This is a genomic window from Ruegeria sp. C2, assembly GCF_056537765.1.
Genome location: NZ_JBQFRZ010000001.1, coordinates 1,409,122 through 1,430,114, shown reverse-complemented (window position 1 = coordinate 1,430,114; position 20,993 = coordinate 1,409,122). Strand labels below are relative to the sequence as shown.

The 20,993-nt window shown below is 58.4% G+C and carries 22 protein-coding genes; 5 read left to right on the top strand and 17 right to left on the bottom strand.

Annotated features, from left to right (window positions below; all coding sequences use genetic code 11):
- Positions 1-11: 11 nt before the first annotated feature.
- From ACR0IV_RS07275 to ACR0IV_RS07255, 5 genes are all read right to left on the bottom strand, one after another.
- Positions 12-650: a glutathione S-transferase family protein gene (locus ACR0IV_RS07275; RefSeq protein WP_480657213.1), complete on the bottom strand. Its 639-nt coding sequence runs from the start codon at positions 648-650 to the stop codon at positions 12-14.
- A 60-nt stretch (positions 651-710) separates the two neighbouring features.
- Positions 711-923 carry a hypothetical protein gene (locus ACR0IV_RS07270; RefSeq protein WP_480657214.1) on the bottom strand — a complete coding sequence of 71 codons (213 nt, stop codon included), beginning with the start codon at positions 921-923 and terminating at the stop codon, positions 711-713.
- Between the two features lie 53 nt (positions 924-976).
- The gene (locus ACR0IV_RS07265; RefSeq protein WP_480657215.1) at positions 977-2,758 is read right to left on the bottom strand and encodes an acyl-CoA dehydrogenase C-terminal domain-containing protein; all 1,782 of its coding nucleotides are present in this window, start codon (positions 2,756-2,758) and stop codon (positions 977-979) included.
- 36 nt (positions 2,759-2,794) lie between these two features.
- A complete protein-coding gene (locus ACR0IV_RS07260) occupies positions 2,795-3,196 on the bottom strand; it encodes a MerR family transcriptional regulator (RefSeq protein ID WP_039536426.1) in 402 nt (133 codons plus the stop codon).
- Positions 3,197-3,368: 172 nt separating this feature from the next.
- Positions 3,369-3,737, bottom strand: a complete 369-nt coding sequence (locus ACR0IV_RS07255; RefSeq protein WP_480469305.1) for a MerR family transcriptional regulator — start codon at positions 3,735-3,737, stop codon at positions 3,369-3,371.
- A gap of 116 nt (positions 3,738-3,853) precedes the next feature.
- Here ACR0IV_RS07255 and ACR0IV_RS07250 point away from each other — a divergent pair, with 116 nt between their 5' ends.
- From ACR0IV_RS07250 to ACR0IV_RS07240, 3 genes are read left to right on the top strand one after another with little or no spacing between them, the layout of a single operon-like run.
- Positions 3,854-4,273: a PaaI family thioesterase gene (locus ACR0IV_RS07250; protein WP_480469306.1), complete on the top strand. Its 420-nt coding sequence runs from the start codon at positions 3,854-3,856 to the stop codon at positions 4,271-4,273.
- Between the two features lies 1 nt (position 4,274).
- On the top strand, positions 4,275-4,790 hold the full coding sequence (locus tag ACR0IV_RS07245) for a PaaI family thioesterase (RefSeq protein WP_480469307.1): 516 nt from the start codon (positions 4,275-4,277) through the stop codon (positions 4,788-4,790).
- A 2-nt stretch (positions 4,791-4,792) separates the two neighbouring features.
- Entirely contained in the window at positions 4,793-6,109 is a 1,317-nt protein-coding gene (locus tag ACR0IV_RS07240; RefSeq protein WP_480657217.1) for an MATE family efflux transporter, read from the top strand.
- Here the strand turns inward: ACR0IV_RS07240 and arsC are convergent.
- Genes arsC through ACR0IV_RS07220 form a run of 4 tightly spaced genes read right to left on the bottom strand, consistent with a single transcriptional unit; the run spans position 6,106 to position 8,265 of the window.
- Complete coding sequence (gene arsC, locus ACR0IV_RS07235; protein WP_480657218.1) at positions 6,106-6,447, bottom strand: arsenate reductase (glutaredoxin); 342 nt, start codon at positions 6,445-6,447, stop codon at positions 6,106-6,108. The two genes, ACR0IV_RS07240 and arsC, sit on opposite strands and share 4 nt — an antisense overlap.
- A complete protein-coding gene (locus tag ACR0IV_RS07230; protein ID WP_480657219.1) occupies positions 6,444-7,502 on the bottom strand; it encodes a quinone-dependent dihydroorotate dehydrogenase in 1,059 nt (352 codons plus the stop codon). Before ACR0IV_RS07230 ends, arsC begins: the two co-directional genes overlap by 4 nt.
- Positions 7,499-7,930 (bottom strand): DUF1330 domain-containing protein, encoded by a 432-nt coding sequence (locus ACR0IV_RS07225; RefSeq protein WP_480657220.1) that lies wholly within the window; start codon positions 7,928-7,930, stop codon positions 7,499-7,501. Before ACR0IV_RS07225 ends, ACR0IV_RS07230 begins: the two co-directional genes overlap by 4 nt.
- Entirely contained in the window at positions 7,927-8,265 is a 339-nt protein-coding gene (locus tag ACR0IV_RS07220; RefSeq protein WP_480657221.1) for a DUF952 domain-containing protein, read from the bottom strand. The genes ACR0IV_RS07225 and ACR0IV_RS07220 overlap by 4 nt, the downstream gene beginning before the upstream one ends.
- A gap of 107 nt (positions 8,266-8,372) precedes the next feature.
- On the opposite strand from ACR0IV_RS07220, the gene ACR0IV_RS07215 reads away from it, so the two are divergent.
- Positions 8,373-9,956, top strand: coding sequence for a bifunctional metallophosphatase/5'-nucleotidase (locus ACR0IV_RS07215; protein ID WP_480657222.1), 1,584 nt, complete (start codon positions 8,373-8,375; stop codon positions 9,954-9,956).
- Positions 9,957-10,005: 49 nt separating this feature from the next.
- Here the strand turns inward: ACR0IV_RS07215 and ACR0IV_RS07210 are convergent, their stop codons facing one another.
- Positions 10,006-11,658, bottom strand: a complete 1,653-nt coding sequence (locus ACR0IV_RS07210) for a tetratricopeptide repeat-containing sulfotransferase family protein (protein WP_480657223.1) — start codon at positions 11,656-11,658, stop codon at positions 10,006-10,008.
- Positions 11,659-11,801: 143 nt separating this feature from the next.
- On the opposite strand from ACR0IV_RS07210, the gene mnmH reads away from it, so the two are divergent.
- A complete protein-coding gene (mnmH, locus tag ACR0IV_RS07205) occupies positions 11,802-12,854 on the top strand; it encodes a tRNA 2-selenouridine(34) synthase MnmH (RefSeq protein ID WP_480657224.1) in 1,053 nt (350 codons plus the stop codon).
- Here mnmH and selD read toward each other — a convergent pair.
- Genes selD through ACR0IV_RS07170 form a run of 7 tightly spaced genes read right to left on the bottom strand, consistent with a single transcriptional unit; the run spans position 12,845 to position 20,934 of the window.
- A complete protein-coding gene (gene selD, locus ACR0IV_RS07200; RefSeq protein ID WP_480657225.1) occupies positions 12,845-15,004 on the bottom strand; it encodes a selenide, water dikinase SelD in 2,160 nt (719 codons plus the stop codon). The two genes, mnmH and selD, sit on opposite strands and share 10 nt — an antisense overlap.
- Positions 15,005-15,009: 5 nt before the next feature.
- The gene (locus ACR0IV_RS07195) at positions 15,010-15,396 is read right to left on the bottom strand and encodes a Na+/H+ antiporter subunit G (protein ID WP_480657226.1); all 387 of its coding nucleotides are present in this window, start codon (positions 15,394-15,396) and stop codon (positions 15,010-15,012) included.
- Between the two features lie 7 nt (positions 15,397-15,403).
- Entirely contained in the window at positions 15,404-15,673 is a 270-nt protein-coding gene (locus tag ACR0IV_RS07190; protein WP_480469318.1) for a K+/H+ antiporter subunit F, read from the bottom strand.
- On the bottom strand, positions 15,670-16,167 hold the full coding sequence (locus ACR0IV_RS07185; protein ID WP_480471885.1) for a Na+/H+ antiporter subunit E: 498 nt from the start codon (positions 16,165-16,167) through the stop codon (positions 15,670-15,672). Before ACR0IV_RS07185 ends, ACR0IV_RS07190 begins: the two co-directional genes overlap by 4 nt.
- Positions 16,167-17,708: a monovalent cation/H+ antiporter subunit D gene (locus ACR0IV_RS07180; protein ID WP_480657227.1), complete on the bottom strand. Its 1,542-nt coding sequence runs from the start codon at positions 17,706-17,708 to the stop codon at positions 16,167-16,169. The genes ACR0IV_RS07185 and ACR0IV_RS07180 overlap by 1 nt, the downstream gene beginning before the upstream one ends.
- Positions 17,705-18,064 carry a Na+/H+ antiporter subunit C gene (locus ACR0IV_RS07175; RefSeq protein ID WP_480469320.1) on the bottom strand — a complete coding sequence of 120 codons (360 nt, stop codon included), beginning with the start codon at positions 18,062-18,064 and terminating at the stop codon, positions 17,705-17,707. The genes ACR0IV_RS07180 and ACR0IV_RS07175 overlap by 4 nt, the downstream gene beginning before the upstream one ends.
- On the bottom strand, positions 18,064-20,934 hold the full coding sequence (locus tag ACR0IV_RS07170; RefSeq protein ID WP_480657228.1) for a monovalent cation/H+ antiporter subunit A: 2,871 nt from the start codon (positions 20,932-20,934) through the stop codon (positions 18,064-18,066). The genes ACR0IV_RS07175 and ACR0IV_RS07170 overlap by 1 nt, the downstream gene beginning before the upstream one ends.
- Positions 20,935-20,993: the final 59 nt, after the last annotated feature.

Genomic DNA, 20,993 nt, shown 5'->3' with positions numbered 1-20,993 from the left:
GGGTCTTCTCCTTAAGCTCGATCCGACGGGTTGCCGGGCATCAGGTCGTAGGGGTGTTTCCAGCCGGGCTGTTCGCTGAGGCGCGTCAGCCAGGCGTCGATGTTGGGCCAGTCGGCACGGTCAAAGCCGAATGGTTCGGGGTAGTAGAGGTAGCCGCAGCAGCTGAGATCGGCGTTGGTCACGCCGTCCCCAACGATCCAGTCGCGGCCCTCAAGGTGGGTATTCAGAACATCATAGGCCGCTTTCAGGCGGCCTTGGTTGAAGGCAATCACATCCGCATTGCGGTGTTCTTCGGGCAGGAAGTTGCACAAGAATCGGGTCATCCCCGCGTTTGAGCTGAGCTTGTGATTGTCCCACAGCACCCAGCGCAGGATGTCGTAGTTTTCTTCCCGTGTCTTACCGCCGAACTTACCCGACTTCTCGGTGACATAAGCCTGAATGGCGCCAGATTGGGAGGTCTTGAAATCACCATCGATCAGGAAAGGCGCTTCGCCCATCACGTTGACGTCCGAGCGGAACTCGGGGCTGCGGGTGACGCCCTTGAAGAAATCCACGAAGACTGGCTCCCAATCAAGTCCCGACATTTCGAGCGCCAGAGCAGCTTTGTACGAATTGCCGCTTTCACCGAAGCAGTGCAGTTTAATAGTCATGCGATCGCCCCTCCCGTGGCGCATTGTGCATTGTCCGCCCAAGCTTACCGGCCTTGGTGCCTAGCGCTTGCGTGCCTCCAACTCGGAATTGAAGAGGCGCAACCGATGGATCAGGTTGTCCTCATCAATGACGCTGTTGAAGTTCTCGAACAGAAAAGACAGCGCTTCGCCTTCATCCAACCCTGCCTCACGGGCGAAGCCGCGGAGTTTGCGGTAGCCGTCCTCGGTCATGGCGACGGGAAATCGGCGGGTCAGGCGAAAGCGTTTTGGCATCTTGTCTCCTCCGGGATTGGGCTCGGGCAATATCGCCCGAACCCAGACTGAGATCAGAAGTTCGCCGCGTCCAGTGCCATCACCATGTCTGCGCCGGTCTGAATGCGGGCCAGATGCATCGCTGTCGCGGGCAGGCGGCGCGCCATGTAGAAACGGCCAGTGGTGATCTTGGTCTCGTAGAACTCTTTGTCCGAGGCCCCACCGTCCAGCGCTTCTTGTGCGGCTTTTGCCATCTGCGCCCACATCAGGCCCAGGCAAACATGGCCGAACATGTGCATGAAGTCATAGGACCCGGACAGAGCGTTGTTCGGGTTCTTCATGCCTTCTTGCATGAAGTACATGCCAGCTGCTTGCAGGTCTTTCGACGCAGCTTTCAGCGGTTCGATGAAGGCTTTGTCATACGCTTCGTTCTGACCTGCGTTTTCCTTGCAGAAGGTTTTGACCATTTCGAAGAACGCCATGACGTGCTTACCGCCATCCTGCGCCAGTTTACGACCCACCAGATCCAGCGCCTGAACGCCGTTTGCGCCTTCGTAGATCATCGCGATACGGGCATCGCGGGTGTATTGCGACATACCCCACTCTTCGATGTAGCCATGGCCGCCGTAGACCTGCTGCGCCTGAACGGTCATGTCGTAACCTTCGTCCGTCAGGAAGCCCTTGATGACCGGTGTCAGCAGCGAGATCAGCCCGTCTGCGTCTTTGTCACCCGAGCGGTGCGCCTTGTCGATCATGGTCGCACCCCACAAGATGAACGCGCGTGCGCCCTCGGTGAAGCTTTTCTGATCCATCAGGTTGCGGCGGATATCCGGGTGAACGATCAGCGGGTCGGCGGGGCCATCCGGGTTCTTCACACCTGTTACGTCGCGGCCCTGTAGGCGATCCTTGGCGTATTCAACAGCGTTCTGATACGCAGCTTCGGCCTGCGACAGGCCTTGCATGCCCACACCAAGACGCGCTTCGTTCATCATTGTGAACATGGCGCGCATGCCTTTGTGTTCGTCACCCAGCAGCCAACCAGTTGCCTCATCATAGTTCATGACACAGGTCGAGTTGCCGTGGATGCCCATCTTTTCTTCGATCTTGCCAACCGAAACGCCGTTCCGCTCACCCGGGGAGCCGTCTTCGTTCACGATGAACTTGGGTACGATGAACAGCGACACGCCCTTGATGCCTTCGGGGCCACCTGGGATTTTCGCCAGCACCAAGTGGATGATGTTGTCGGCCATGTCGTGGTCGCCAGCCGAGATAAAGATCTTCTGACCGGAAACCTTATAGCTACCATCGCCCTGCGGTTCCGCCTTGGTGCGCATCAGGCCCAGGTCGGTGCCACAATGCGGCTCGGTCAGGTTCATGGTGCCGGTCCATTCACAGCTGACCATGTTGGGCAGGTAAGTGTTCTTCTGCTCGTCGGTGCCGTGCGCCAGGATCGCCGAGGCCGCGCCGTGGGTCAGGCCCTGATACATGGTGAAGGCCTGATTGGAGCCCGAGAACATCTCACCCACTGCAGTACCGATCACGTAGGGCATGTTCTGGCCGCCATACTCTTCCGGCATGTCGAGACCAGTCCAGCCGCCTTCCTTCATCTGCTCGAAGGCGTCTTTGAACCCGGTAGGGGTGTACACAATCCCGTTTTCCAACCGGCACCCTTCGGTGTCGCCGACGACGTTCAGCGGGTGCAGTACATTGGTGGCCACTTTGCCAGCCTCTTCCAGAACCGCGCCGGTAAACTCGGCCTCCAGTTCGTCATAGCCGGGGATGTCCGACTGCGAGACTTTCAGAACGTCGTGCAGGATGAACTGCATTTCTTTGGTTGGCGCGTTGTAGACGGGCATGTGAAGCTCCCTTAATTCATATGTCCGGAGGCGGGTTTATTCGGCCGCCTTCTTTTCCTGTTTCATCGAGGCGATAACCTTTTCGCCCCAGCGCAACTGCTCTTTCAGTTCGTCGATGGCCTGTGTCAGCTCTTCGCGACGCGATTCCATGTCTGCCAGACGCTCGCACGCGATTTCATAAGTGCGGGACATCTGTGTCAGCTGCTGGTCACCCACGTGATACAGGTCCAGAAGCTGGCGGATTTCTTCGAGGCTGAAGCCAAAGCGCTTGCCGCGCAGGATCAGTTTCAGGCGCGCACGGTCTCGTTTGGTGAACAGGCGTTTTTGGCCTTCGCGGATCGGAAACAAAAGCTCTTTGGCCTCGTAGAACCGCAAAGTGCGGGGCGTGACATCATAGGTCTCGCACATTTCGCGGATGGTCAGTAGATCTTCGGTCATGGTTCAAACTCTCATCACTGGCGTCATGCATTCTGAGTTGCGCAGTCGATGGGCGTTTTACAACACACAAGTGACGTTTACGTAATGCGGACGCTGCGTCACAAAAAGGTTGACGTAACATCCGGTCGCGTAAGCGCAGATTTCGGCAATTATCTTGCCGTAGGGGAAGGGGCTATTTCAGTAGTTCTACGGTCTGATCGCGCAACTGTTTCAGCGCATCCATCGCCTCATCCAGTTGCGCGCGTTGCTGACGCAGCTCTTCCATCTGCCGATCCGCCATCTCGATAAAGGTAGCCATCTGCGCCTGATTGCCCTGATCTTCGTAGATCAGCAGCCACTGCCGGATCTCCTCCAGAGGAAATCCAAACTTACGACCACGCATGATTAGTTTCATCCGGGCGCATTCACGAGGCCCATAGAACCGCGACCTGCCTTCACGGTCAGGCTGCAGCAATTCGATGTATTCGTAATAGCGCAGGGTGCGCGGGGTCACGTCGAACTCGGCGCACATTTCTTTGAATGACAAACGGGTGTCGGACATTCCGGGTCTCCTTGGCTGCAACCTAGGGCGTCGTTGCCGTAAGCGCAACAGGCGGGCTTGCCCTTGGCGCAAACGCAGGCCCATAAAGGGTCAACACAAGGACAGGACCCAACCCCATGGTCGACAAGACAGTTTTAGCGCGCCAGTTCATCGAGGCGATCCCGCACGCCAAGGCCCTTGGGCTTGATCTGACCCATATCGGAGAAGGTGAGGCCGAAATCTCGATGCCTTATAACGAGCAACTGATCGGCGACCCGCGGACCGGCGTGATCCATGGCGGGGCTGTGTCGGCCATGCTGGATACCTGTTGCGGTGCCGCAGTGATGAGCCACCCCTCGGCCCCTGGCGGGACGGCGACCATCGATTTGCGCATCGACTACATGCGGGCCGCAACACCGGGGCAAAATATCCGAACCCGCGCCACCTGCTACCACATCACACGCAACGTCGCCTTTGTCCGGGCAACGGCGACGGATGACGATAACGAACGCCCCGTTGCAACCGCCTCGGGTGCCTTCACCGTGGAGGGGCGCTGAGATGGCACGACCTCGTCCCGAACCCGTACAGGTGGTCAAACAACGCCGCGATGCCGCTTTGACGGCGCTGGTTGAGGGAGTGCCGTATATCCGGTTCCTCAACATCACCTTTGATCGGCGCGGCGATGAACTGACAGGTGTGCTGAATTTCGATGAAAAGCTGATCGGCAATCCCTTTCTGCCCGCCATCCATGGCGGCGTGACCGCGGCCTTTCTGGAAGTCACCGCCGTGATAACGCTGAGTTGGGAGCATATGTTTCCTAGGATCGAAAGCGGTGAAATCGGTGCAGAGGATATTCTGACCGACGAAAACATCCGCTTTCCCAAGACCATAGATTTCACCGTCGATTATCTGCGCTCGGGCCTGCCGCGAGACGCCTATGCGCGTGCGTTCATCAACCGCTCGGGGCGGCGCTATGCCTCGGTCCGGGTTGAGGCCTGGCAGGACAACCATGCCAAGCTGTTTGCACAAGGCACAGGGCATTTCCTGATGCCACAGCCTTCGACAAAGGCATAAGCGTGGAGGACGCGACCGCGCCCATCACCCATCGGCGCGTTCTGAAGATTGCGTTGCCGATCGTGCTGTCGAATGCGACAGTGCCGATCCTCGGGGCGGTCGATACAGGCGTTGTTGGCCAGATGGGGCAGGCGGCTCCGATCGGGGCGGTCGGTATGGGCGCGGTGATCCTGTCCACCATCTACTGGATTTTCGGTTTCCTGCGCATGGGCACCACCGGGTTGGCCGCGCAAGCGCGCGGGGCCGGTGATACTGCCGAATCCGGAGCGTTGCTGATGCGCGGCCTGTTGCTGGGCGGCACGGCGGGGCTGTTCTTCATTGCAACTCAGGTCTGGGTGTTTCTTGGGGCCTTTGCATTGTCCCCTGCCAGCGCCGAGGTCGAGGCGCTGACCCGCGCCTATCTGGAAATTCGCATCTGGGGCGCGCCCGCCACCATTGCCTTATACGCGGTGACAGGCTGGCTGATCGCAGTCGAGCGGACGCGCGGCGTGTTCATCCTGCAGGTCTGGATGAATGGGCTGAATATCGTGCTGGATCTGTGGTTCGTGCTCGGCCTCGGCTGGGGCGTCGAGGGCGTCGCCATTGCCACCCTGATCGCGGAATGGACCGGCCTTGCGCTGGGGCTGTGGCTGTGTGGTGAGGCATTTGGCGGCAAGCAATGGCGGGACTGGCCGCGCATTTTTGACGCCAGCCGCTTACGTCGGATGATGCAGGTGAATGGCGATATCATGGTGCGCTCGGTTCTGCTGACCGGAGCCTTCACAACGTTTCTGTTCGTTGGCTCAGATCTCGGGGACGTAAATCTGGCGGCCAACCAAGTGCTGCTGCAGTTTCTGGAAATCACTGCCTTTGCGTTGGACGGTTTTGCTTTCTCCGCCGAGGCGTTGGTTGGGGGTGCCGTCGGTGCGCGGGATCGCCTCCAGGTCAGGCGCGCATCGGTCATGGCCTCGCAATGGGGCGTTGGCGGGGCTGTTGCGCTGGGGGTGGTGTTCTATCTGGCAGGGCCTGCACTGATTGACCTGATGTCGACCTCGCCCGAAGTGCGGAGCGCCGCGCGTGAGTTCCTGTTCTGGGCTGCGCTCGCCCCTGTGATCGGGGTAGCAAGCTGGATGTTCGACGGCATCTATATCGGTGCCACATGGACTCGCGACATGCGCAACGCAATGATCCAGTCAGTCGCGCTTTACGTGGTGGGGTTGTTTGTACTCGTGCCGATGATGGGCAATCACGGGCTCTGGGCCGCGCTGATGGTTTTGAACATCGCACGCGGCATCACGCTTGGATGGCGCTATCCCAGACTAGAGGCACAGATCGCCTAGAGCAGGTCCAACAGTTTTTCGGGCGGACGTCCGATCGCTGCTTTGTCACCCGCGATGGCCAGAGGGCGCTCAATCAGGATCGGGTGGTTGGCCATGGCCTGGATCAGCGCCTCATCGGGTGAGGTTCTGGTCAGGCCCAGCTCTTTAAATGCCTTCTCACCGGTCCGCATCATGTTGATCGCCGGAACACCCAGTTTCGACAGAACCGCCCGGATTTCATCGACCGAGGGCGCATCTTCAAGATACTTACGCACCTCAGGCTGGGCACCGTTTTCCTGCAACAACGCCAATCCGGTGCGCGATTTGGAACAACGTGGATTGTGCCAGTATTCGATCATAGCCAGTCCTCTCGTTTACTGCCCACGGCCTGCACGACCGAGGTGAATCCGTCGCGTGCCAGCAATGCGTCCAGACCTTCCGGGATATCAGAGGCCAGAGAGATGCCGCCATAGACCATCGCGGTGTAGAACTGCACCGCAGAAGCCCCTGCGCAGATTTTGGCATAGGCTTGCTCGGGTGTGCTGATGCCGCCAACCCCGATCAAAGGGATTTCTCCGTTGGTCAACTGGCTAAGCTGTGCCAGCACGCGGGTTGATTTCTCGAACAAGGGCGCGCCGGATAAACCTCCTGCCTGATCCCTGTGCGCGCTGCGCAACCCGTCGCGCGACAGTGTGGTGTTGGTGGCAATCACCGCGTCCACACCGGTTTCTCGGGCGACATCGGCAATGTCCTGCAACTCGGCCTCGGTCAGGTCCGGCGCGATCTTCAGGAAGATCGGGATCGGGCGGGGCAGGGCATCGCGCGTCTCGATTACACCGCTCAGCAAAGCGCTCAACGCCGCTTTGCCCTGCAGATCCCTCAGCTTTTCGGTGTTGGGCGATGACACGTTGACGGTGGCAAAATCCAGATGCGCCGCGCAACGGGCGAGCACCTTGGCAAAGTCTCCGGGTCGATCATCACTGTCTTTGTTCGCACCGAGGTTCAGTCCGATCACCGCGTTCTTGGGGCGGTGGGCCAGACGCTCGGCCATGACTTCCATCCCCTCGTTATTGAAGCCAAAGCGGTTGATGGCTGCACGATCTTCTGACAGACGGAACAGTCGTGGTTTCGGGTTGCCGGGCTGGGGCCGCGGGGTCACTGCACCCACTTCGATAAACCCGAAACCGACACGCGAGAGTGGCTCCAGCGCCTCACCGTTCTTGTCGAACCCTGCGGCCAGACCCACCGGGTTCGGCAATTCCAGACCTGCGACTTGGGTTTTCAGCCTGTCTGATGTGACAGGCCCAGGTGTTGGCGCAAGCCCCGAAGTCAGAGCCTTGATCGACAGCCCATGCGCGGTTTCAGGGTCAAGGCGATGCAGGGCTGCCAGCCCCAGTTTCTCGGTCAGTTTCATCCGAAGGAAGCTCCACCTTCTGTCGGCGCGCAGCGGATCAGGCGCGAGGTTTCAACAGCTGCCTGCCGGTGTATCACCGCAGCGCGATAGATGGGGTCCGTCACCATTTCCAGAAACGCATGGGCGGTGGGATAGCGGGCGATGAATACCTCGTCCCACGCCTCATCCTTCGGTCCGATCAACGTTGTCTGAAACGCACCGCGCCAGAGTATCGAAGCACCAATGCGTGCAATGATGGGCACGGTCTCGGACCCATAGTTGCGATAGGCCTGTGCGCCGGTCAGGCCGGCGTTGGCCAGCGGGTGGTCGGATGGGTAATCTGACGTTTCACGGAATTTCACCAGATTGAGCATCTCGATCGGATGGTCCCGATTGAGGTTCTTGAAAGCTTCGAATTGTTCGCGCTCGGGATCGATGAAGTGGGTCATGCCATCTCCTCCGGAAACTGATGAGCCGTTCCATCGAAGGGCAGGTCACGCGACCAGATCACGTCGGACAGGCGAATCTGACGGTAGAGATGGGGAAACAGCGCGCCGCCACGCGATACCTCCCACTTCAGATCATCGCCCATGGCGTCCGCATCACAAGCCAGAAGGGTCAGGCCTTCGACACCGGCAAAGTGCTTGGCTGCTGTCTCAGCCGCCTGCGCGGCGGTCGAGAAATGGACGAACCCATCCGTCACATCAATCGGTGCGCCATCCGAGGCTCCTTTTGCCTGCAAGGTCACCCATTCATCGGCGCGGAAAATCTTGTAAATCAGCATGAGGTCCTGATGCCTCGCGTGACGGGCAGAATCAAGCCGGATTTCCCCCTTTGACTCTCTTGGCTTCGCGGCGCACGATCTATGTAATCACTAATAGGGAGTTTCAGATGTTTACCCGATTTCTTGCATCGGCTGCAGTGCTCGGCCTGACCGCAGGTATGGCGGCGGCTGAATATAAGCTGACCATTCTGCACACCAACGACATTCACAGTCGCATCGAATCTATCAACAAGTATGATTCCACTTGCGACGCGGAAGACGAAGCCGAGGGGAAGTGCTTTGGCGGCGTTGCGCGCCTTAAAACGATGGTGGATGGCAAACGCGATGAGCTTGCAGGTCAGAATGTGCTGCTGCTCGACGCAGGCGACCCGTTCCAGGGTTCGCTGTTCTACACCACCTACAAAGGGGCTGCTGAGGCCGAGTTTATGGAAGCCATCGGTTATGATGTGATGGCCGTTGGAAACCACGAATTCGACGACGGCCCCGCAGGCTTGGCGGCTTTCATTGATACGGTCAGTTTCCCCGTGATCTCGGGCAACTTGGACCTGTCATCGTCGACTGAGTTGAAAGGCAAGGTGGATAACCACGTTGTTTTGGATGTTGGTGGCCAAAAAATAGGCATCATTTCAGCACTGGCTACAGATACGGTCGAAACCTCCAGCCCGGGCAAAGATGTCGTTTTCCAGGATGAGATCGACAGCCTTTCGGCCGATGTCGCAGCGCTGCAGGACGAGGGTGTGAACATCATCATTGCCCTCAACCACGTTGGTCTGGCCAAAGATATCGAGATCGCAGAGAAAGTACCGGGTCTGGATCTGGTGGTTGGCGGGCACTCGCACACGTTGCTGTCGAACACGGATGAGGACGCAGCAGGCGCTTATCCGACGATGGTCGGCGATGTCCCGGTTGTTCAGGCCTATGCCTATTCGAAGTATCTGGGCGAAATCACGCTGACCTTTGACGACGACGGCAACCTGATTTCGGCAGAAGGTGAGCCGATCCTGCTGGATGCCTCGGTCACCCCGGACGCAGATATCGCGGCGCGTGTCGCGGAGATGGGTGCCCCCATTGAAGAGATGAAGCAGCGCGTCGTGGCCAATTCTGCCGCTGCGATCGAGGGCTCTCGCGATATCTGCCGCGTGCAGGAATGTGAGATGGGCAATCTGGTTGCGGACGCGATGCTCGCGCGTGTGGCGGATCAGGGTGCACAGATTGCGATTGCAAATGCGGGCGGCCTGCGTGCCTCGATCGACGAAGGCGAGGTGACCATGGGCGAGGTGCTGACGGTTCTGCCGTTCCAGAACACGCTCTCGACCTTCGAGATCAGCGGCCAGGGTGTCATTGACGCGTTGGAAAACGGTGTGAGCCAGGTTGAAGAGGTCAAAGGCCGCTTCCCTCAGGTGGCGGGCATGTCCTTCACGTGGGACCCCTCGGTCGCTCCGAATGAGGGTCGTATAACCGAAGTCATGGTTGCCAAGGACGGTGGCTTTGAACCGATTGATCCGGCTGCGACCTATCTGGTGGTGACCAACAACTATGTCCGCAATGGTGGGGACGGATATTCCGTGTTCTCGGGCGACGACAAGAACGCCTATGATTTCGGACCCGATCTGGCGGATGTTACCGCTGAGTATCTGGCTGAGAATGCGCCTTACCAGCCTTATGTGGATGGACGCATCAAACAGAAATAATCTGTTTCCCCAGAAAACAGAGGCCGCCTGAATCGGCGGCCTTTGTCGTTTAGCTGAACTCGTATTCCGGCCAGAGATCGGGGGCGAACCCGTCCAGCATCGGTTGAATGTGTTCTGCAACCTCGCGCCATCCCCCGATGGAACTGGTCGAGATTTTCTTGCGCACTTGATCAGCGCTGGCCGTGCGGACCTGCTTCTCGCTTTCTTCGGGATGCATCATCCGCTCATCCCATTCGATGTCACAGAACGCGGCGACCTTTTGGCTGTTGGTATGGGGGTCAGACACAAGCTCTTCATACGAGATGGTGAGGATACGATCCCCGAATACCTTGTCCCAATGCGTCATGTACCGCCGGTAAAGGTTGGCGGAATGTGCGATTGCCTCAAAGTTTGACGCATAGCGCATGCCCGGAGCTGGGAACCGCCTGATCCATTTTGACAGCCCCACATCTCTGGGGTCGCGCAGCATATTGATCACGCGGGCATTGGGAAACGCGGATAGCAGGAAACCAATGCGCTGATAGTTATGTGGCATCTTGTCGACAAATGCAGCAGGCTCACGCGGGAGCGGCGGCGTCAGTCGGAGATACTCCCGGGCAAACTCCGCTGCAGCGTCTGCATCAAACGGTGTCTGGTCTTCAACGAACGGCCGAGAAAGATCGATGGCTAACGTGAGCTCACCGCAGCCGACAACACCCGGAGACGTACTGAGCATCACTTCCATCAACGTTGTGCCGGACCTGGGCTGACCGACCACGAAGATCGGCTTGGGCGTGTCAGAATCCTCGGCGGCCTCTACGGCCTCACGCTTCGGAAAGATTTTGCAGGTATTCTGATATTTATGTTCCTCATGGGCAGAGCGATACGGGTCGGCTTCATGCTGCATCTGATTGGCTCGTGCGAACTGCGGTAGGGCTGCAGCCAAACCTTTGCTGCGCCTGATGACCTGAGCCTTGGCAAATTCAAGCATCGAATCGTTGTGGTCACTTTTGGCGATGGCAAAGTCGATGCTTTCGGAAAGGCGCACGGCCTCTTCTTTTGTGACTGATCTGGACAGTTGATAAAGTGCCGGGGCGCATAGCGGATTGGCCTCGAACACCGTCTGAACAATGGCGGTCGCGGCTTCTGTCTCTCCATTGCGGTATAGGTCATCCGCTTTTCCAAGTGCGATTTCTTCATTGCGCGGTTCTAACTCATAGGCTCGCGATATATCGTTCGAGCTTTGATCGACAAAACCGATATGCCCATAGGCGCGGGCACGGGCTGACAACAGATCGGCATTGTCTGGATCTTTCTCCAACCGTTGCGTGGCGTGCTCAACGATCGACCGCCAGTTCTGGCCTTTCAGCTGAATTTCGTCGATGACGCGGTTCAATTCCTTGTTGTTCGGAAATTGCTTGAGCTTTTTCTCGGCATAGAGCAGCGCACGCAGTGTCTGACCTGTTTGCATCAGTGCGTTTGCCAGATTTTCGACGAACTGCGGATCGTCGGGTTTTTTCCGCGAAGCCTCTGCAAAATGTGGGATGGCTTGGGCATATCGCTTCATTTCGGTCAACACGAAACCCGCAATTGCGTGATAGGCTGGGTCTTTGGGGAATTTCTTGATCCCCAACTGCGCCTTCTTCAGGGCTTGTGGCAGCTTGCCCGCTTCAATATCGCTCAGCGCTTTGCTCTTGAGGGTTTTTACATTTTGTTGTGCCATCTGAGCGCGCCTGCCCTGTGTCATTACGAAACCAGTTCTACTGGTTCATTATCGATGCATGGTCGGTTTGCAACATCCCTTCCACAGACATGCAATCGGCTCACCGTCTTTCCTTTCGCCAATGCTCAGGCTAGACCACTGACATGGCGTTGAATTTCTCTGATCTGCCGCAGCTTTACGACCATGCGTTCGACGATATCATCGACGTACGCAGCCCGGCGGAATTTGCCGAAGATCATCTGCCCGGCGCCATCAACCTGCCGGTTCTCGACAATGAAGAACGTGCTCAGGTTGGCACGATCTATGTGCAGCAAAGCCCGTTTCTGGCGCGTAAGCTTGGTGCCGCGCTGGTCTTTCGAAATGCCGCAGCGCATGTTGAAAACAGCCTGAGCCACCACGAAGGCGACTGGCGGCCGCTGGTCTATTGCTGGCGCGGGGGTCAACGTTCGGGCTCGTTTGCCTGGATGTTGCAACAGATCGGCTGGCGAGCTGAGGTGGTCGAAGGTGGCTATCGCACCTATCGCCGGTTGGTGAAACGGTATCTCTACGACGACCCATTGCCGCACCGATTTGTGGCGCTGGATGGCTATACCGGCACTGCCAAAACTGAGCTTCTGGCGCATCTGCAGGCCCGGGGTGTGCAGGTGCTGGATCTTGAAGGGCTGGCCAATCATCGGGGTTCTCTGCTCGGTGAAATGCCGGGCGGTCAGCCTGGCCAGAAGGCTTTCGAATCCGCGCTGGCTGCGGCCTTGTGCAAGCTGGATGCAAACCGGCCTGTGGTGCTTGAGGCAGAATCATCCAAGATCGGTACTTTGATCCTGCCACCCTCAGTCTGGGCGGCGTTGCGTGCCGCGCCTCGTGTTCAGGTTACTGCTTCCATCGTGGCCCGGACCGCGTATCTGGTTCGCGCTTATGACGACATCCTGTCAGATACTGAGCGACTGCGGGATCGCCTTTCACCCTTGCGTTTTCATCGTGGTCACGAAGTCGTCGATGGGTGGATGGCCCTGATCGATGCAGGCGACAAACCGGGGCTGACCCGGGCTTTGATGGAGCAGCATTATGACCCGGCTTATGCCAAATCCCGCCGGACCCGGTCGGCTGATCTTCTTGCAGAAGTCGAAGCTCCGACATTGGATGACAAAGGCCTTTCGGCTACGGCTGAAAGGATCGCGATGGTGCTGGATCAGCTTTGAAGTCGTAACCCGGATTCCCGATCCAAGCGCCCGATGATCACTGCCGGATAGCCTGCGGCTTTCAAATCAGAGCAAAGGGATTCAGCCTGATCGGCTGGGACGGCCGCCAGTAGGCCCCCGGCGGTTTGCGGGTCATACAGCAGATCGGCTTTACCACCGCTGGGCAGATCCGGAGTTATCATGCGGTTGTCGGGATAGAGGGTCGAACGGATGCCTCGCTCGCTCAGTTTCAACGCACCTTGCATCACGGGGATTGCGCTAAGATTCAACGTCGCCCCGCAGCCGGATGCCTCGCACATGCCGTGCAAATGGCCGGCCAGACCAAAGCCGGTGATATCTGTCATCGCATGTGCATTACGCAACAAGCGCGAGGCATCCCCTTGCGGCTGGACCATTTGTGCGAAGGCTGCAGCGACCCAAGCACCATCGGCCTGACCGGCCATTTCGGCGGCCATCAGAACACCGCTGCCGAGAGGTTTGGTCAGAATCAACGCGTCGCCGGGCTTCGCGCCGTTCAGGGTGATCGGATCGGCGTCACACAGGCCGGTCAAAGTGAATCCGATGGTCATCTCATCACCCATCGAGCTGTGGCCGCCGACGATCTCGGCCCCGGCTTCGCGCATAACCTCGGTGGCGGTTGTCATGATTTCGGCCATCGTCCGCTGCTGCAGCTCTGCCGACATGCGGGGCAGGATGATCGTTGCGGTTGTGGCCTGCGGTTGCGCGCCCATAGCCCATATATCGCCAAGCGCATGGACGGCGGCAATCCGGGTCATCAGCGCTGGGTCTTCGGTGAAGCTGCGTAGATGGTCCGAGGTCATGACCTGCCGCGCACCGCCCGTTGTGATCAACGCTGCGTCGTCACCGGGCAGAGGGGTCACGTCTGGCCGATCAGGCGCTGGCAGGTTCTGAAGCACGGTTTGCAATGCGCCGCGTCCCACCTTGGCTCCACAGCCACCGCACATAGGTTTTTCACCCAAGGCTTCTTGCATTCCCGCAGTATGAAGCCGAGGCAGAGCGGGGGGCTGCATCTGCGGTAAATCGCGGAAACGGTTCATAAAACTTTGATCGATGTGGTTTTTCCATTTCCACATCAGCGGGCCGCTGAACGAGGTGCCTAAACGCTCGGCCAGTGCCGACTTGCCGCCCAGCGAGATCAGCTTCAGATAATCTTTCTGCGGCGTGTATCGGCGCATCCGGCCAGCGCCCAGGGCCGCCCTGAGATTGTCAAACAGCACAGGCGCCTCGCGCACGGCATAGACCCCGGCCTTGGGTCGCGGGTTGTCAGAGAGGTGCGCGCAATCGCCAGCGGCGAAGATCACAGGATCGCTGGACTGCAGATAGCCGTTGACGCGAATGTAACTTTCGTGAAGGTCCAGACCGCTCTCGGCCATCCATTCATAGGGCCGCGCACCAGCGGCCCCAGTTATGAAATCAGCGGGTATTTCCCGGCCATCGGTTAGCTCGACCTGTCCAGCTGATATCTGCTTGATTGCGCTGTGCTCCAGAACCTCGATACCCAGTTGCGCCATCGCTTGTCGGATCGTGGCAGCAGCTTTCGGAACCGTTGCGGTCAGGGCGGTGGCATTGTCGATCAGCGTTACCTGCGCGGTGCGTCCTTTACTGCGCAGCGCATGCGCCATGGCCATTACGAGTTCGACGCCAGCAACCCCTCCGCCAATCACTGCGACCGATGCAGGGCCGGAGCCTGCCAGATACGCGGCCCATTGCGCAGCGAACGGCCCCAGCGGTTTGGCCGGAACCGCGTGTTCCGCAAAACCGGGCAGGGCGGGCATGTCGGATGTGATCCCCACATTCACCGAAGCGACGTCAAAGGCGACCGGGGCGCGCCCGGGTACGTGAACTTCCTGCATGACGGGATCAATACCGTTGACCGCGCCCAGAATGACACGCGCACCAGCGAAACGCGCGAGCCTGACCAGATCGATATCCAATTTCCCACGCTCGTAGTGACCAGCGACAAAGCCGGGCAGCATCCCGGAGTAGGGCGCGGTGGGGCCAGGATTGATCACCGTCACCCGCGCGCCGGGCAGCGGGTTCATGCCCCATTTTCGCAGCAGCAGCGCATGCGTGTGGCCTCCGCCTATCAGAACCAGATCGCGGGTCAGGGGCAGCGGAGGTGTGTGCATGGGTCTCAGTTCGTGCTGTGGTCAGGGACATCCTCGACCTGTTCGACCGCGTGGGTGGCCCAAAGCTCATCCTCGCCCGCGTCCGGCAGATCGCTGGGCTTTTCATGACGATGAATATGCCATTTGGCAATGAACAGCGCCGTGATCGGAGCGGTCAGGAACAAGAACAGCGTGATCAGCAGCTCGTGCATGGACAGCTTGCCCTCAAGCAGAACCGAATGCGCGATTGAGGCCAGTAGGACGCCGCCGACACCCAACGTCGTTGCCTTGGTGGGGGCGTGCAGACGGGACATGGGGTCTTTCAGCTTGATCATGCCGAAGGAGCCGACAAAGCCGAAAATACCCGAAACGACCAGAAAGAAGGTGATGAGCAGTTCGTAGAAAAATGTCATACTACCCTCACTCGATGATATTGCCGCGCAGCATGAAGCGCGCATAGGCCACGGTCGAGACAAAGCCCAGCATGGCGATGATCATGGCGGATTCGAAGAAGATTTCGGTTTCGACACTCAGACCGTAAAGGATCAGCAGAGCGATAGTGTTGATCACCATGGTATCCAGCGCCAGAACGCGGGTACCGACGCCGTCGGCGGTGATGATACGCCACAAACACATCATGATCGCGGTGCCGAAACAGGCGAAAGCAAAGTAGATCGCATAGGTGATCATTCGAAAATCTCCTTCAAGCGCCGCTCGTAACGTTGTTTTATCTGATCGCGCACCTCCTCGGGGTTGGGTGCGTCAAGGCAATGGACCAGCAGACAGTGTCCTTGTGCGGACAGATCGCAGCTGACTGTGCCGGGGGTCATGGTGATGGTTCCCGCCAGCACGGTGATGGCCTCGGGCGTGCGCAGTTCCAGCGGAACGTTCACAAAGGCGGGTTGGCGATCTGCATCGCGTTTGAACAGGATGATGCGGGCCACCGCGATATTGGCCATTACGATATCCCAGAGGACCACCAACATGTACTCGGTAATCATCGGCCAATTGCGCAGCTTGGGGCGATCCGGCCAGTAGGGTTGCGTGATGAAGGGGATGATAATCCCCAACAACAGGCCAAAGACCAATGAGTTCAATGACCCGTTATTGGCCAGCAGGACCCATACGAGCGTCAGCAGAGCGGTCAGATGGGGGTGCGGAAATATCCGGCGCAGAAGCTTCATCATTCTTCCCCTCCCAGCACGGCCGAGATGTAGTCATCCGGTGTAAAAAGCTGCGCGGCAGTGTTGCTGGAGTATTCCAATGCCGGACCCGCAAAAAGCGTCAGCAGAATGAGACCCAGAACCGCTCCGAACACCGAAGTGAAGGCAAGGCCCGGATAGGGTTCGGGCGCGGTTGGTGCGCTGATGTCTTCCTCTGTTGGATCAGGCGGAACACTATATTGCGCATCATAGCATTTCCAGAAGATCATTGTCCCCGCCCGGGCCAATCCGACGATGGTGACGAAGGATCCGATCAGGATAACGGCCCAAACCGCGTTGGCATCCGGCGCCTCACGTGAGGCATCCAGAACCAGCAGCTTGCCGATAAAGCCTGACAAGGGGGGCATCCCCGCCATTGCAATAGCTCCAACAAAGAACAGGGCCGAGATCAGCCCGGTTTGCGGCATAGGTGCTTTGGGCGCGATGGCTCCGCCGCGGCGCTCCATCACCAAATCCGCGACCAGGAACATCAGGGCCGTCGCCAGCGTGGAATGGAAGATGTAATAAAGTGCCGCTGCTGTCGCGGCCTCGCTGAACAGCGAGATAGCGATCAGCAATGTGCCCATCGAGGCAATGGCACAGAAAGCCACCATGCGGGCGATATGTTGCGAGCCCAGAATGCCGATGGCACCAACGGCCAAGGTGAGCAGTGCCGCGGGCTGCAACCACGTGCCGACCAGCCCGTCGGTTACGGCAACATCCGGGCCGAAGACCAAGGTATAGACCCGCAGGATCGAATAGGCACCCACTTTGGTCATGATCGCGAACAGGGCCGCAACGGGCAGCGGTGCGTTTGCATAGCTGGCAGGCAACCAGAAATGCAGTGGCAGGACTGCGGCCTTGATGCAGAACACCAGCAAGAGCAGAACCGCCCCGACCCGCAGCAAGGCGGTGTCTTCGGGTGGAATCTCGGCCACGCGTACGGCCAGATCGGCCATGTTAAGCGTGCCGGTTACGGCATAGATCGTGCCCAACGCAAACAGAAACAGGGTCGAGCCGAGCAGGTTGTAGGCAACATACTGTACCCCGGCTTTTAGCCGCACTGAGCCGCCCGCATGCGTCATCAGACCGTAGGACGCGATCAGAAGCACCTCGAAAAATACGAATAGGTTGAATGCGTCGCCGGTCAGGAATGCTCCGCAGACACCCATAAGCTGGAAATGGAACAGCGCGTGGAAGTGCTTGCCCCGCTCATCCCAGCCAGAACCTATGGCGTAAAGGACGATCGGCAGGGCCAGCAGGGCGGTCAGCAGCACCATCATGGCCGACAGTTTATCCAGCACCATGACGATGCCGAACGGTGCGGGCCAGTTGCCCAGCTCATAAACCTGTATATCCCCACCCGAGGCCTGAGCGGTGATGGTCAGCGCAATGCCCAGCAAACCCACCACGCCCGCGACCGAGAAGATGCGTTGCAGGTCCAGGTGATAACGCAGGACCATGATGATGAATGGGGCCAGGATCGCGGGCAGGACGATCGGCGCAACGATCCAGTGGTTCATGCGTCTTCTCCCGTCGCGTCCACGCTGTCGCTTGCGCTCATGTCGATATGGTCATCCTTCGAGGACAGATAGGCGCTGAGTGCGATCATCACGATCACCGCAGTCATCCCGAAAGAGATCACGATGGCTGTCAGCACCAGCGCCTGCGGTAGCGGGTCGGTATAGGGGACGTCCTTGTATTTGTTCAGCACGGCAGGTGCGTTCAGCGCAAGCCGCCCGGTGGCAAATAGGAATACGTTTACCGCATAGGTGATCAGGGACAGGCCCAAAATTACAGGGAATGTACGGCGGCGCAGGATCAGGAAAATCCCTGCTGCGGTCATGACGCCGACTGCAGAGGCTACGAGCGCTTCCATCAGGCCTGCTCCTTCTCATTATCTTCTTCCTGAGGATGATCCCGCAGCGGGTTGATATCCATCGGGAATTCTTGCGCCATACCCGGCTGCCAGGCAAATCGCGACAGACTGTCGAGCGCCAGCATCACTGCACCCAATACTGCCAGGAACACGCCCGTATCAAACAGGATTGCAGTGGCCCATTCGAACTCTTCCAGCGGTGGCCAATTGATATAGCCGAAATCACTGGTCAGGAAGGGACGCTCGTTGAACCAGGCGCCCAGCCCTGTGGCCGCAGCGATCAGGACACCCCAGCCGATGGTGCCGTGGTAGTAGAACCTTTGCCGCTCAATCGCCCAGGTATAGCCGCTTGCCATGTATTGCATCAGGAAGGCGATGGCGACGATCAGGCCTGCAATAAAACCGCCTCCGGGTTGATTGTGACCGCGGAAGAAGATGTAGGCGCCGACCATCAATGCGATGGGCATCATAACACGGGTGACGACAACCATCATCAGGGGATGCGAATCTCCTGATTGCGGCCAGTGCGGTTTACGGTTCAGAAGATAACCACGCACGTTTGTGCTCAAGACCGCCTCAGTCAGGGCATAGATGATCAGCGCGGCAATACCCAGAACGATAATCTCGCCAAAGGTATCAAAGCCCCGGAAGTCGACGAGGATCACGTTCACGACGTTGGTGCCTCCACCGCCTTTGTAGGAATTCGCCAGATGGAATTCCGAGATTGTCGGGAAAGCAAAATCCCGCATCATCAACGCATAGATCAATGCACCCGTGCCGATCCCCGCAATCACCGAGATTGCTGCATCACGCCAACGCCGCGCGGCGCTGCTGTCCCATGGTGTCTCGGTGGGCAGGAAGTTCAGTGACAACAGCAGCAGGATCATAGTCACCACCTCGACCGAGATCTGGGTCAGGGCGAGGTCCGGGGCTGAGAGGTAGTTGAACGCCATCGATACGATCAGGCCAACAACGCCGATCAGCACCAGTGAGAGCAAGCGATTGCGATGGAACCACATGATTGCCAGTGTCGCGCCCACCAGACAGATCCAGCCGATGATCGGGATAATCTGCGCCGGAACAGGCATCCGAGTTTCAACACCGATGGTCCCCGTTGTGTACGCGTAGTAGCCAAGCCCGACAGTGAAGGCGACGAAGATGATCGCGTAACGGCTGAGGACACCGTTATGCAGCTCATCGGTGATCCAGCGACTAAGACGCGTGAACGCTTCGATGATCGCCTCAAAGATCACTTTAGCTTCAGGGCGAGGCAGAGCGTTCCAGAGCTGGTCGCCGCGTTTATGCAGTGACAGCAGGAACAGACCGCCCAGCGTTGCCACTACGGACATATAAAGCGCGGGCGTAAATCCGTGCCAGAGCTTCAGCGAGTAGTAGGGTAACTTCTCGCCTCCGATCACCGCGCTGGACACAACCGCCACCAAAGGACCGACGATTGCCGCCGAATAGAGGCCAATCAGAACAACCAACACCACAAGGAACGCCGGAGCCAGCCACAGGCCCACGGGCGGGTCATGAGGATGCGCGGGATAGTCCTCCCGTTCGGGACCCAGGAACACATGGCTGACGAAGCGGAAAGAGTAGGCCGCCGAGAACAGCGCCGCCAGCAACGCCAGACCAGGCACCAGATAATGCGAGTTCAGCCAGGTGGTGTGGACTGTCTCCTCCAGCATCATCTCTTTCGACAGGAACCCGTTCAGCGGAGGTAAACCCGCCATTGATAGGGCTGCGATGGTGCCAATCGTGAAAGTGATCGGCATCAAGTGTCGCAAACCGCCCAGCCGTTTGACATCACGCGTTCCGGTCTCGTGATCGATGATCCCGGCGGTCATAAAGAGGGCTGCTTTGAATGTCGCGTGGTTGATAATGTGGAAGATGGCAGCGACGGCGGCGAACTTGGTGCCAAAGCCCAAGAGCATGGTCACCAGCCCAAGATGAGATACCGTTGAAAACGCCAGCAGCGCTTTGAGGTCATCCTTGAACAGAGCAATCACCGCACCCAGCAGCATGGTGATCAGACCGGTGGTGGCAACGATATAGAACCACGCGTCGGTGCCCGCGAGAACGGGCCACATCCGTGCCATCAGGAACAGGCCAGCCTTCACCATCGTGGCCGAGTGCAGATAGGCTGATACGGGCGTTGGTGCGGCCATCGCGTGCGGCAGCCAGAAGTGGAACGGGAATTGAGCCGACTTGGTGAAACAGCCCAGCAGGATCAGGATCAGTGCAGGCATATAATAAGGCGAGCTCTGGATCAGTTCTTTGTTCTGAAGGATCACGCTCAGGTCATAAGATCCCACGATATTGCCCAGGATCAGCATCCCGGCGATCATTGCCAGACCACCCGAACCGGTCACGGCCAGCGCCATACGCGCACCCTGCCGCCCCTCGGGTAGGTGTTTCCAATAGCCGATCAGCAAGAATGAGCTGAGCGATGTAAGTTCCCAGAAAATAAGCAGAAGAAGGATGTTATCCGACAGAACGATCCCGACCATCGCGCCCTGAAACAGCAACAGATAGGTATAGAACTGCCCCATTGGGTCTTCGCGTGACAGGTAGAACCGAGCGTAGAGGATGATTAGCAGGCCAATGCCGAGGATAAGAAGCGCAAAAAGAAAGCCCAGCCCATCCAGCATGAAGTTTGCATTCAGACCCAAACCCGGCATCCAGTCGAACCTTGCGGTAACAACCTCGCCGCGCATCACGGACGGAATGTGGATGAGCAGCCCCATCAGGGCAAGGAAAGTGGTCAACCCTGCGGCTGAAGCAGCTGCATTTCGTCCCGCCCGGATCAGGAGGGCTGGGAATACAGCTCCGATGAAGGGAAGGGCCGCGATGAGGAATAGGGACAAGTGCGATACTCCGGTCTTGGCGGTCGATATGACTGAATTGCTAAGGATAATTTATTGGC

Coding starts and splice junctions, on each gene's coding strand:
- ACR0IV_RS07180 (WP_480657227.1), bottom strand. CDS start 17,708: ATGAACCACTGGATCGTTGCGCCGATCGTCCTGCCCGCGATCCTGGCC.
- selD (WP_480657225.1), bottom strand. CDS start 15,004: ATGCACACACCTCCGCTGCCCCTGACCCGCGATCTGGTTCTGATAGGC.
- ACR0IV_RS07195 (WP_480657226.1), bottom strand. CDS start 15,396: ATGACATTTTTCTACGAACTGCTCATCACCTTCTTTCTGGTCGTTTCG.
- ACR0IV_RS07270 (WP_480657214.1), bottom strand. CDS start 923: ATGCCAAAACGCTTTCGCCTGACCCGCCGATTTCCCGTCGCCATGACC.
- ACR0IV_RS07275 (WP_480657213.1), bottom strand. CDS start 650: ATGACTATTAAACTGCACTGCTTCGGTGAAAGCGGCAATTCGTACAAA.
- ACR0IV_RS07190 (WP_480469318.1), bottom strand. CDS start 15,673: ATGATCACCTATGCGATCTACTTTGCTTTCGCCTGTTTCGGCACCGCG.
- mnmH (WP_480657224.1), top strand. CDS start 11,802: ATGGCGTTGAATTTCTCTGATCTGCCGCAGCTTTACGACCATGCGTTC.
- ACR0IV_RS07260 (WP_039536426.1), bottom strand. CDS start 3,196: ATGACCGAAGATCTACTGACCATCCGCGAAATGTGCGAGACCTATGAT.
- ACR0IV_RS07175 (WP_480469320.1), bottom strand. CDS start 18,064: ATGGAAGCGCTCGTAGCCTCTGCAGTCGGCGTCATGACCGCAGCAGGG.
- ACR0IV_RS07265 (WP_480657215.1), bottom strand. CDS start 2,758: ATGCCCGTCTACAACGCGCCAACCAAAGAAATGCAGTTCATCCTGCAC.
- ACR0IV_RS07210 (WP_480657223.1), bottom strand. CDS start 11,658: ATGGCACAACAAAATGTAAAAACCCTCAAGAGCAAAGCGCTGAGCGAT.
- ACR0IV_RS07185 (WP_480471885.1), bottom strand. CDS start 16,167: ATGAAGCTTCTGCGCCGGATATTTCCGCACCCCCATCTGACCGCTCTG.
- ACR0IV_RS07255 (WP_480469305.1), bottom strand. CDS start 3,737: ATGTCCGACACCCGTTTGTCATTCAAAGAAATGTGCGCCGAGTTCGAC.
- arsC (WP_480657218.1), bottom strand. CDS start 6,447: ATGATCGAATACTGGCACAATCCACGTTGTTCCAAATCGCGCACCGGA.
- ACR0IV_RS07215 (WP_480657222.1), top strand. CDS start 8,373: ATGTTTACCCGATTTCTTGCATCGGCTGCAGTGCTCGGCCTGACCGCA.
- ACR0IV_RS07230 (WP_480657219.1), bottom strand. CDS start 7,502: ATGAAACTGACCGAGAAACTGGGGCTGGCAGCCCTGCATCGCCTTGAC.
- ACR0IV_RS07250 (WP_480469306.1), top strand. CDS start 3,854: ATGGTCGACAAGACAGTTTTAGCGCGCCAGTTCATCGAGGCGATCCCG.
- ACR0IV_RS07245 (WP_480469307.1), top strand. CDS start 4,275: ATGGCACGACCTCGTCCCGAACCCGTACAGGTGGTCAAACAACGCCGC.
- ACR0IV_RS07225 (WP_480657220.1), bottom strand. CDS start 7,930: ATGACCCACTTCATCGATCCCGAGCGCGAACAATTCGAAGCTTTCAAG.
- ACR0IV_RS07220 (WP_480657221.1), bottom strand. CDS start 8,265: ATGCTGATTTACAAGATTTTCCGCGCCGATGAATGGGTGACCTTGCAG.